The 11,530-nt window shown below is 59.3% G+C and carries 9 protein-coding genes, 1 other RNA gene and 1 pseudogene; 5 read left to right on the top strand and 6 right to left on the bottom strand.

The window, feature by feature from the left end; all coding sequences use genetic code 11:
* The 6 genes from ACRXB1_RS19120 to gyrA form a co-directional block, all read right to left on the bottom strand.
* A partial coding sequence (locus ACRXB1_RS19120) for a prephenate dehydrogenase/arogenate dehydrogenase family protein (protein WP_449492877.1) occupies nt 1-367 on the bottom strand: 367 nt, incomplete at its 3' end.
* A gap of 77 nt (nt 368-444) precedes the next feature.
* Nucleotides 445-1,560, bottom strand: a complete 1,116-nt coding sequence (gene hisC, locus ACRXB1_RS19115) for a histidinol-phosphate transaminase (protein ID WP_062000026.1) — start codon at nt 1,558-1,560, stop codon at nt 445-447.
* Between the two features lie 49 nt (nt 1,561-1,609).
* Complete coding sequence (pheA, locus tag ACRXB1_RS19110; protein WP_086382025.1) at nt 1,610-2,692, bottom strand: prephenate dehydratase; 1,083 nt, start codon at nt 2,690-2,692, stop codon at nt 1,610-1,612.
* Between the two features lie 50 nt (nt 2,693-2,742).
* Entirely contained in the window at nt 2,743-3,825 is a 1,083-nt protein-coding gene (serC, locus tag ACRXB1_RS19105; protein WP_062167341.1) for a 3-phosphoserine/phosphohydroxythreonine transaminase, read from the bottom strand.
* 183 nt (nt 3,826-4,008) lie between these two features.
* Nucleotides 4,009-4,614 carry a DUF2059 domain-containing protein gene (locus ACRXB1_RS19100; RefSeq protein ID WP_062000939.1) on the bottom strand — a complete coding sequence of 202 codons (606 nt, stop codon included), beginning with the start codon at nt 4,612-4,614 and terminating at the stop codon, nt 4,009-4,011.
* 132 nt (nt 4,615-4,746) lie between these two features.
* Entirely contained in the window at nt 4,747-7,425 is a 2,679-nt protein-coding gene (gyrA, locus tag ACRXB1_RS19095) for a DNA gyrase subunit A (protein WP_174364650.1), read from the bottom strand.
* 674 nt (nt 7,426-8,099) lie between these two features.
* Here gyrA and ompA point away from each other — a divergent pair.
* The 5 genes and pseudogenes from ompA to ACRXB1_RS19070 form a co-directional block, all read left to right on the top strand.
* Nucleotides 8,100-8,756 (top strand): outer membrane protein OmpA, encoded by a 657-nt coding sequence (ompA, locus tag ACRXB1_RS19090; protein WP_056355836.1) that lies wholly within the window; start codon nt 8,100-8,102, stop codon nt 8,754-8,756.
* 174 nt (nt 8,757-8,930) lie between these two features.
* On the top strand, nt 8,931-9,629 hold the full coding sequence (ubiG, locus tag ACRXB1_RS19085; RefSeq protein WP_062167343.1) for a bifunctional 2-polyprenyl-6-hydroxyphenol methylase/3-demethylubiquinol 3-O-methyltransferase UbiG: 699 nt from the start codon (nt 8,931-8,933) through the stop codon (nt 9,627-9,629).
* Nucleotides 9,630-9,724: 95 nt separating this feature from the next.
* Nucleotides 9,725-10,441: a phosphoglycolate phosphatase gene (gph, locus tag ACRXB1_RS19080; protein WP_075358880.1), complete on the top strand. Its 717-nt coding sequence runs from the start codon at nt 9,725-9,727 to the stop codon at nt 10,439-10,441.
* 71 nt (nt 10,442-10,512) lie between these two features.
* Nucleotides 10,513-10,881: a transfer-messenger RNA gene (gene ssrA / locus ACRXB1_RS19075) on the top strand.
* A gap of 201 nt (nt 10,882-11,082) precedes the next feature.
* Nucleotides 11,083-11,530 (top strand): annotated as a pseudogene (locus ACRXB1_RS19070) (hypothetical protein); the annotation flags it as partial.

The raw sequence follows: 11,530 nt of genomic DNA, 5'->3' as shown, positions 1-11,530 counted from the left end.
TCGCGCCGAGCGCTGCGCGCGCCGCGATGACCGCGTCGCTTTTTGTGCTGCCGGCATCGGTGACTATGGTGCGCGCGTCGATGAACGGCACGATCCTTCGCAGCAACGGCTCGGTTTGCGCAACGGGCGCCGCGATCAATACGAAATCGGCATCGTGCAGGGCTTGCTTGAGCGCGTTGTCGTCGTCGATCAGCACGGCCGAGTCGATCACGCCGAGTTCCAGCGCCCGCTCGACAGACTTCACGGATCGTCCGACGCCGATGATTTCGCCCGTCGCGCCGGCGCGCTCGCGAAGGCCGCGCGCAAGCGATCCGCCGATCAGGCCGACGCCGAAAATCACGAGTTTATTGAATGAGAACGCAGCCACGGGACATCGATAAAAACGCGCCCGAAGGCGCGAAGGGTGAACAATCGAGGGCGTTCTATCAACGCCCGACAAGACAATCAGGCCGTTGCGGACAACGCCTTTTCGAGCGCGGCGATAAACGCTTCGTTTTCTTCCGGCAGTCCGATCGTGATACGCAGCCACGGTAACAAGCCGTAGTTCGCGACCGGCCGCACGATCACGCCTTGCTTGAGCAAAGCGAGATTGACGCGCTGACCGGCGGCGTCATCATTGCCCACGCGCACCATCACGAAGTTGCCGTCGGACGGCACGTATTCGAGCCCGAGATTATCGAACGCTTCAGTGAGCCGGCGATAACCCGCCGCGTTGATCTCCGCACTCTTCGCGAGAAACGCCGTGTCCTTCAACGCAGCGATGGCCGCGGCTTGCGCGAGCGAATTCACGTTGAACGGCTGACGCAGACGGTTGAGCAGATCGGTTTGCTCCGGCTGGGCAATGGCAAAACCCACGCGCAATCCGGCGAGACCGAACGCTTTTGAAAACGTCCGCGATACGATCAGATTCGGATATTTGCGCACCCAGGCAATCGAATCGTAGCGTTTGTCCTTCGCCAGATATTCGGTGTATGCCTCGTCCAGCACGACCGCCACGTGGCGCGGCACGCGCGAGATGAACGCTTCAAGCGCGGGGCCGTCGATGAACGTACCTGTCGGATTGTTCGGATTCGCAACGAACACGAGGCGCGTGTCATCGGCGATTGCAGCGAGCATCGCGTCGAGATCGTGACCGTATTTCACAGCCGGCACGACGATCGCACGCGCGCCCAGACCTTGCGTGGCGAGCGCATACACCGCGAACGAGTACTGCGAGTACACGACCGACTGGCCCTTCTCCACCAGCGCATGTGCGGCGATTTCGAGAATGTCGTTGCTGCCGTTGCCGAGCGTGATCCACTCCGGCGGCACGCCATAACGCTCGCCAAGCGCTGCCTTCAGTTCGAAACCGTTCGAATCCGGATAGCGGCCGAGTTCGGCCATGGCTTCCGTCATTGCGCGCTTAGCGGATTCCGGCATGCCCAGCGGATTTTCGTTCGATGCGAGCTTCACGATATCCGCTTCGTTCAGCCCGAATTCACGCGCCACTTCCGAGATCGGCTTGCCGGCAATATAAGGCGCGATCGCGCGCACGTAGGAAGGGCCGAATTGCGATGTCATATTTTCTCCAGCGTATCTGCGTATGGAAATGCGTGTGGAAAGCGAGGGCTCAACGAGCGCGCGGGTACGATCCGAGGACCTTGAGAAATTCGGCTTTTTCGCCGAGTTCGGTAAGCGCGGCGGCAACGGACGTATCGTCGCGATGGCCTTCTACATCGATATAAAAGTAGTACTCCCACGTGCCGACGCGCGCCGGACGCGATTCGAAACGGGTCATGGAAACACCATGCCGTGCCAGCGGTTCCAGCAGCTTCAGCAACGCGCCTGGCTCGTTCGCCACCGAGACGATCAGCGACGTCTGGTCGTGCCCGCTCACGCCCGTGCGTTCCTTGCCGATCATCACAAAACGCGTGCGGTTGTGAGGATCGTCCTGGATCATCGATCGGAACACCCCCAGACCGTAATGCGTTGCGGCACGATCGCCGGCAATCGCCGCGATGGTAGGGTCGCCCACCGCAAGCCGCGCTGCTTCCGCATTGCTCGATACCGCCTGACGCTGCAACTCGGGCGCATTCGCGGTCAGCCAATGCTGACATTGCGCGAGCGCTTGCGGATGCGCGAACACGCGCGTGACGCCATCGAGCGTGCCCGACGCCGTCAGCAAATTATGGTGAATCGGCAAAGCCAGTTCGCCGCCGATCACAAGCGACGTCTGCAACAGCAAATCGAGCGTCCGCGATACCGCGCCTTCCGCCGAGTTCTCGACCGGCACGACGCCAAACTCGGCCGCGCCCGCTTCGACCGAACGAAACACTTCGTCGATGGAAGGACAAGGCAGGCCTTCAATGGAATGTCCGAAGTACTCGAACATCGCCTGTTCGCTGTACGTGCCGACCGGCCCGAGGAACGCGGCACGCAGCGTTTGTTCGAGCGCGCGGCTCGCCGCCATGATTTCGCGCCAGATCGAGCTGATGTGATCGCCGCCAAGCGGTCCTTCGCTCATGTCCTGAAGCCGCGCGATCACCTGCAGTTCACGCTCAGGACGAAACACGGGCGCGTTGAAATGCTTCTTCACCTCGCCCACTTCGAGCGCGACCGCGGCGCGCTGATTCAGGAGCGCGATGAGCTGCGCGTCGAGCGCATCGATGCGTTCACGCAGCGGTTTGAGTTGAGAATTAAGGTCGTCGTCCATGCGATGTTTGGATTAAGTCGGTCCAGCGTGGTGAAGCATTGAAGGGCAGATCAGGCGCTGGTCTGCTCGAATTCCTTCATATACTCGACAAGCGTCTTAACCGCTTCGAGCGGCACCGCGTTATAGATGGACGCGCGCATGCCGCCGACCGACTTGTGGCCTTTCAGCTGCAGCAGGCCGCGCGCTTTCGCGCCGGCCAGGAATGCTTCGTTACGGGTTTCGTCGGCGAGAAAAAACGGTACGTTCATTCTCGAGCGCGACTGACGCTCAACTTTGTTCAGATAGAAACTGCTCGAGTCGATGGCGTCGTACAGCAGCGACGACTTCTCGATACTGCGCGCCTCCATGGCTTCCAGGCCGCCCTGATTCTTCAGCCACTTGAAGACGAGTCCGGCAATGTAGATTGCGTACGTGGGCGGCGTGTTGTACATCGAATTGTTCGCGGCGATGGTCTTCCATTCGAACGCCGACGGGCAGATCGCGAGCGCACGATCGAGCAGATCCTCGCGCACGATCACGACCGTCACGCCCGCCATGCCGATGTTCTTCTGCGCGCCGCCGAAGAGCACGCCGTACTTCGCGATGTCCATTGGACGGGAAAGAATGTGCGATGAAGCGTCGGCGACCAGCGGCACAGAGCCCAGATCGGGGATCTCGAAAGTCTCCACGCCGTCGATGGTTTCGTTCGTGCAAAGATGGACATACGCGGGGTCGTCGGACAGATGCCATTCGGCGATCTTCGGGACGTGCGTGAACCCCTGATCCGTCTTGCCATTCGCCGCGATATGCGGCGTGCCGTATTTCTGTGCTTCCTTGAACGATTTCTGCGACCACGAGCCGGTCACCACGAAGTCCGCGGTCTTGCGCGATCCAAGCAGGTTCAGCGGCACGATTGCGTTCTCGCCAATCCCGCCGCCTTGCAAAAACAGAATCCGGTGCGACGCGGGCACCCTCAGCAGATCGCGGAGATCGGTCAGCGCCGCTTCGTGAATCGACATGAATTCAGCGCCGCGATGACTCATTTCCATCACGCTCATGCCGCTGCCGTTCCAGTCGAGCATTTCGTCGGCGGCTTGACGAAGAACTTCTTCGGGCATTGCAGCAGGACCAGCGGAGAAATTGAATACGCGCATGAATAAAGACCCCGAAAAGCCGGACGCGATTTAAGCCAGTAAAACCTGAACCGCGCCTGAAAAAGAAATGGCTGTTTGCGTCTGAACGCAAACAGCCATTATCGCACCGTCCCGAAAACCCGCCAAACAACCGCCGCGTGGACAACTCGCTCGCGGCCGCGGGTTCCGGCGACCGGCTTGAACTTACTTAGCCGGCTTGACCGATGCCACTTCCTTGTCTGCTTGCGTACGCGTCGCCTTGATGGCTTGCGGCATGTACTTTTGCATCAGGCCATTCACCACGTCACGACCAACCTGGTCCTGAACCTGGATGAACTTGCGTCCTGTCGGGCTCTTGTAGAACGTCGTCAGGTCGTTGATTTCAGCCGTGGTGTAGTACTTCGCGTAAGCGTCGTACTGAGCTTGCATGGCGTCCTGACGGAACGAATCCGTTGCAAACACTTGGCCAGCCGAATCAACCAGCTTCGGTACCGTGTCCTTCTGGAGCTGAGGAACGGCAGCTTGTTTCTGCTTGTCGTTCAGCGTCTTGTTTTCGCTCAAAGCGTCGGACAGGATGGCCGGAACCAGTTGCTTCGACTGCATTTGTGCGCTGTTACCAATGGCGCCGACGAGCTTTTGCGCGTCGATTGCGTCCAGCAGGTTCTTGATCGCAGCTTGCTTCGCCGGATCCGGAGCCGCTGTGGCCGCAGCCGGTGCCGGCGCTGCCGATTGGCTCTGGAGCGATTGAGCCGATGCGAAAGCCGGTACCAAAGCAGCCAGCAAGATCCATTGTTTAAACTGTTTTTGCATCATTACTCCCTTAAAAAATTTTCGTTTCTACTGCTGCGCGAGCCGGCATGTACTTGGGACATGCTCAGGTTCGCGCAGCTTATAGATTCAAGCTTTCAGAAACAGAACGAGTGCTCGCCGATCAGGCGGCGTTCAGGACGTTGTGTCCTCGCCGCCCTCGGACGTGTCGTCGGGACTGTCGCCAGCGTCGCTAGCCGATGGTGTGTCGAGTGTGTCAGCCGCGTCACCTTCCAGATCCGCGTCGAGTTCGACCGCCACTTCCGCCTCGGCGATGTGCTGCAGGCCGGATAACTTCGTGCCGTCGTCAAGACTTATGAGTGTAACACCTTGGGTTGCACGGCCCATCTCACGGATCTCCGACACGCGTGTGCGAATCAGCACGCCCGTATTCGTGATCAGCATGATCTCGCTTTCCGGCTCCACGAGCGTCGCAGCGACGACCTTGCCATTACGTTCCGATGTCTGGATCGCGATCATGCCCTTCGTGCCACGGCCATGACGGGTGTACTCGCCAATCGGCGTACGCTTGCCGAAACCGTTTTCGGTCGCGGTCAGCACCGACTGGTTCTCGCCGCCCGCCACGAGCAGCGCGATGACCTGCTGCCCGTCTTCCAGCTGCATGCCGCGCACGCCCCGGGCTTCACGGCCCATGGCGCGGACGTCGTTTTCGTCAAAGCGAACTGCCTTGCCCGAATCCGAGAACAGCATGACGTCGTGCTCACCGTCGGTGATCGCAGCGCCGATCAGGAAATCGCCCTCGTCCAGTCCGACCGCGATAATGCCCTTGCGCAGCGGCCGGCTGAACGCTTCCAGCGGCGTCTTCTTGACCGTGCCCAAAGACGTAGCCATGAAGACGTACTTTTCAGCCGAGAATTCCTTGATCGGCAGCACGACGTTGATCTTCTCGCCGTCCTGCAACGGGAACATATTGACGATCGGACGGCCGCGCGAGTTCCGCGAACCTTGCGGAACTTCGTAGACCTTGATCCAGTAGACGCGTCCGCGATTCGAGAAGCACAGCATGTGATCGTGCGTGTTCGCAATGAACAGCGTGTCGATCCAGTCGTCTTCTTTCATCTGCGTGGCTTGCTTGCCGCGGCCACCGCGCTTTTGCGCGCGGTATTCCGACAACGGCTGCGACTTCACATAACCGGTGTGCGACATGGTCACGACCATTTCCTGCGGCGTGATCAGGTCTTCGGTGTTCAGTTCCGTGGCGTTCAGTTCGATGCGCGAACGGCGGTCGTCGCCAAACTCGGCGCGAACGGTCGCCAGTTCGTCCACGATGATTGCGCGAATCCGCTCCGGACGCGCGAGGATATCGAGCAAATCGGCGATCTGCGCCATGACATCCTTGTACTCGCCGACAATCTTGTCCTGCTCGAGCCCGGTCAGGCGTTGCAGGCGCATTTGCAGAATTTCCTGCGCCTGAACGTCGGAAAGCTTGTACAAGCCATCTGCCTGCATGCCGTAAGCCGGATTCAGACCTTCCGGCCGGTACGCCTGTCGCCCGCCCGATTCTTCGGTTTCCGCGCGCGACAGCATTTCGCGAACGATTTCCGAATCCCAGGCGTTGTTCATCAAGTCCTGCTTCGCGATCGGCGGAGTGGGAGCAGCCTTGATGATGCGGATGAATTCGTCGATATTCGCCAGCGCCACCGCCAGGCCTTCCAGCACGTGACCACGATCCCGCGCCTTGCGCAGTTCGTATACAGTGCGCCGCGTCAGCACTTCCCGCCGATGCGACAGGAAACACTCCAGCATCTGCTTCAGGTTGAGCAGACGCGGCTGGCCGTCGACCAGCGCGACCATGTTCATGCCGAACGTGTCCTGGAGCTGCGTCAGCTTGTACAGGTTGTTCAGCACCACTTCGGGCACTTCGCCGCGCTTCAGCTCGACTACCACGCGCATGCCGCTCTTGTCGGATTCGTCGCGGATGTCCGAGATGCCTTCGATCTTCTTCTCGTTCACCAGCTCGGCGATGCGCTCGAGCAGCGTCCGCTTGTTCACCTGATACGGGATTTCGTCGACGATGATCGCCATGCGCTGGCCGCGATCGATCTCTTCGAAGTGCGTGGTCGCGCGCATCACGACGCGCCCGCGTCCTGTCCGATACCCATCGCGCACGCCCGAGACGCCGTAGATCACGCCGTACGTCGGAAAATCCGGTGCCGGAACGATTTCCATCAGTTCGTCGATGGTGGAATCCGGGTTGTTCAGCAGATGCATGCAGGCGTCGACGATTTCGCGCAGGTTGTGCGGCGGAATGTTCGTCGCCATGCCAACCGCGATGCCGGCCGAGCCATTGATCAGCAGATTCGGAATACGCGCCGGCAGAACCAGCGGCTCGCTTTCGCTGCCGTCGTAGTTCGGACCGAAGTCGACTGTTTCCTTGTCGATATCCGCCAGCAGTTCGTGGCCGATCTTCGCCATGCGGATTTCGGTGTATCGCATGGCCGCGGCATTGTCGCCGTCGACCGAACCGAAGTTGCCCTGTCCGTCCACCAGCATGTAGCGAAGGGAGAACGGTTGCGCCATCCGCACGATGGTGTCGTACACCGACTGGTCGCCGTGTGGGTGATATTTACCGATCACATCGCCGACAATACGCGCCGACTTCTTGTAGGCGCGATTCCAGTCGTTGTTCAGTTCGTGCATGGAATAGAGTGCGCGACGGTGGACAGGCTTCAGGCCGTCGCGGACATCGGGGAGCGCTCGCCCCACGATCACGCTCATCGCGTAATCGAGATATGAGCGGCGCATTTCCTCCTCGAGGGAGATTGGCAGAGTCTCTTTGGCGAATTGATCCATTTATCCGTGTCTTGAACTGTGCGGCGCCGGCGCGGAATAAACGTGCGTTTTGCGACGTTTCCCCCTGAATTCACCGGCGATTGGCATCGGCATTGCGAACGCAACGCATCACGCGATTCTAACATGCGCGGCATCCGTGCCCGGCAGCGGCGCGTATATACATACAGTGCATGCGCGGTAAGCAGCCGGGCAGGACAGACCCGAGGGAACTTTTCCGGAGAATCGAGAAGCGCTGTAGCCGAAGCTTACAATTTGCTTTGCATGAGGAAGTGAAAACGTCAGACTAACCCGCTATGATTCACGACCGAGATTTTTGCAGTCGCTGAAAAGTGCACAAAAAATCAGCAAAAAAAATGTATTGATGTTTTGCCAAAAAGTTCCGGGTGGGCACGTATCATGCGCATAAGACGCGCATATCAAACCCTGCTTTTCCCATGCCCCGTCTTGTTGCGCATGCACCACATAAGGTTGCAGGCATTGGGGCCCCGGGGATATTTTTATCGTTGCAAGGGAACGATATGGCAAAATGCCAACGCACAAAGTTAGACACTGCTCGAAGTCTACACACAGCGTTTTGTTCCGCGGTAATGTTATACTTCGAGCAATGTATGACTTGTCTTTGTCAACAAGGCTCGCAGTAAACCTGCGGTAATCTCAATTTCGAGAGGAGAAATATGAATAAACTTTCAAAGCTCGCGTTCATTGCAGCTACCGCAGTTATGGCTGCATCGGCTATGGCGCAATCGGTCCCGGCTTCACGTCAGGCAGTTAATGACAACTGGGTGAACGGCACGGGCGAATATGTGTGGATGAACGGTACGAACGAGCTTTGCTGGCGCGATGCGTTCTGGACCCCGGCTACGGCAAACGCAAAGTGCGATGGCGCGCTGGTAGCGCAAGCACCGACGCCGCCGGCACCGGTCGCTCCGGTTGCTCCGGTCATCCAAAGCCAGAAGGTTACGTACCAAGCTGACGCTCTGTTCGACTTCGACAAGGCAATCCTGAAGCCGGCTGGTAAGGCAAAGCTTGACGATCTCGCATCGAAGATTGGCGACCTGAACCTGGAAGTCGTGGTCGCTACGGGTTACACGGACCGCATCGGTTCGGACAAGTACAACGATCGTCTGTCGCTGCGTCGTGCACAAGCTGTCAAGGCATACCTGGTCAGCAAGGGCATCGAAGCCAACCGTATCTATACGGAAGGCAAGGGCAAGCGCAACCCGGTTACCACCGGTTGCAACCAGAAGAACCACAAGCAACTCATCGCCTGCCTCGCACCGGATCGTCGCGTGGAAGTCGAAGTTGTTGGAACCTCGCGTCAGCCGCAGTAATTTAGCGACTGATTGCCGCAGGATCAAAGCCCCGCTTCGGCGGGGCTTTTTTTATGCGCGCCCGGCGCCCACAAGCTGCCCCCTTCTTTCTCCGGCCCGTTTTACCCGGTTCCGTCACCGCCTATATACTTGGTGCCTGACTGTTCACGACCTTCGTTTCAAGGCTATCCGCACATGATCAATGCCGATCCCCACGAGCTTCAGAAATTCAGCGAGCTGGCTCATCGCTGGTGGGACCCGAATGCCGAATTCAAACCGCTGCATGAACTGAACCCCGTGCGGCTCGATTGGATCGACGGCCTGGCTCACTTGCCGGGCAAACGCGCGCTGGATGTCGGCTGCGGTGGCGGGATACTGTCCGAGTCCATGGCGGTGCGCGGCGCGAAGGTGAAAGGCGTGGATTTGTCGTCGAATGCGCTGAGCGTGGCCGACTTGCACAGCCTGGAAAGCGGTGTGGAAGTCGAATACGAGGAAATTGCGGCAGAAGCGCTTGCTGCGCGTGAACCGGGCACCTATGACGTCGTCACGTGCATGGAAATGCTCGAACACGTACCCGACCCCGCCGGGATTGTCCAGGCTTGCGCCACGCTGGTGAAGCCGGGTGGCTGGGTGTTCTTCTCCACGCTCAATCGCAATGCCAAGGCGTACCTGTTCGCGGTGATCGGCGCGGAGTACATTGCCCGGATGCTCCCGCGCGGCACGCACGACTATGCGCGTTTCATCAAGCCGTCAGAACTTGCGCAACTTGTGCGTTCGGCGCAATTAGATATCGTCGAGATCAAGGGGATTACTTATCGCCCGCTCGCCAAGCGCTTTGGCATCTCCGACGACACTAGCATCAACTACCTGATGGCTTGCCGTCGCGTGGCATGACGAAAACGAACATGAACGACCGACCGAACGACAACTCGAACTCCACAGATGCGGACCCGACGCCACCGAGCGTCATTGAACCCGTACGGACTTTCATGAGCGACGACCCGACGCCCTCTTCGCAGCAGGAATTGGACAAGGACCGGCTGAAGCTGTGTCAGGCGGTCTTGTTCGACCTCGACGGCACGATCGCCGATACCGCGCCCGACCTCGTCGCAGCCGTCAACAAGATGCGTCACGACCGTGGGCTCGAGATGCGTCCGCTGGAGACGTTGCGGCCGCTGGCATCGGCGGGCGCGCGGGGTTTGCTTGGCGGCGCGTTCGAGATCAGTCCCGAACATCCGGATTACGCAGCCATGCGCGAGGAGTTCCTGGCGAACTACGAAGCGGATCTCTGTATTGAAACGACGCTGTTTCCGGGTATCGATGAACTGCTCGATCAGCTCGATGCCCGCGGTGTTCGATGGGGCATCGTGACGAACAAGGTCACGCGGCTGGCTGAACCGCTCGTGGCATTGCTCGGACTTGCGGAACGGGCGGCGTGCGTGGTTTGCGGCGACACGACCTCGCACTCGAAGCCGCATCCGGCGCCCTTGCTTCACGCCGCCGAGTTGATGGAAGAAAAGCCCGAGCAGGTTGTGTATGTGGGCGACGATCTGCGCGACGTTCAAGCGGGTTTCGCGGCCGGCATGGTCACCGTGGCGGCAGCCTATGGCTACTGCGGCACGGACTTGCCGCCCACGCGCTGGCATGCTGATCACGTGGTAGAAACGACTATCGAATTGCAGCAATTGCTGCGGGATGTGCAATAAGTTGCGGTGTCCTTCAGTCCTTGCACTGACGCTGATGGCGGCTGGATCTGTGAGATAATACGCAATGCTTCGGGGGCGACCTGGTTTCGACAGGGGTTGCGAAGCGGCTAGGGCATACCGAGGACCCGTCACCTCGTAAATCAATGGGAAAAACGTAACTGCAAACGACGAAACGTTCGCACTGGCAGCCTAAGGGCCGCCTGCCTCTCCCTAGTTTACTGACGGACTAGAGTCGCAAGACCGGTAGCAATACCGAGAGAGGTCATATACGTCAGATAAGCCTTGTCGGCGTCGCGACGCCAAGGTCGAAAATTTAGTGAATCGCCGAAGCGAAGCGTGTTCGTCCGCGTCGCCAGGTTAAATCAAATGATAGAACTAAGTATGTAGAACTGGTCGTAGAGCGCTACTGGACGCGGGTTCGATTCCCGCCGCCTCCACCAATATCGCTTCTGGCTTTCCCGCCGGATGAACTGAACCCCGCTTGCCGCAAGGCAGGCGGGGTTTTGTTTTTCCCACTCCCCACAATCCGCCAAACCCTCCTTCCATGTTCGCTCGGCAACGGAACGTCGCGCCGCTACACTTCAAGCTGCCAGATTCACTGATTCAGCAGACAAAAAATGCCATACGGGGGAATCATGCAAATGAGCCGTTCCATGCGGAGATTGGCTGTTGCGTGCTTATCGATACTGCTGTGGGCCATCAGCGCCCTGCTCTCACCGGCCATCGCGCAAACGTCGGCGCAACCATCCGTTCCAGCCGCCGATTGCCACGCCGGGTCGCTCATCACTGTCGTAGCCCATCTCGACGACGATCTGCTCTTCGTCAATCCCGGCATCAGCGACAAGCTCGCGGCCGGCTGGTGCGTGACCACCGTTCACTTGATCGGCGGTGCGAACGGCGCGAACTTCGACTACGTGAAACTCCGCGAAAAAGGCACGCGCCTCGCCTATGCGCGCATGGCGGGCGTGGCGGACGACTGGATTGAATCGACAGTCGATTTCGCCGGCAAACCCGTGCATCAAATGTTGCTCAGGCAGCAACCGCGCGTGAAGCTGCTCGAAGTCCGGCTGCCCGGCGGCGGCGTGCGCA

This window comes from Caballeronia sp. M23-90, assembly GCF_053574605.1.
Note: the sequence above shows the minus strand (reverse complement) of the source record. Positions and strands in the feature narration are given on the sequence as shown.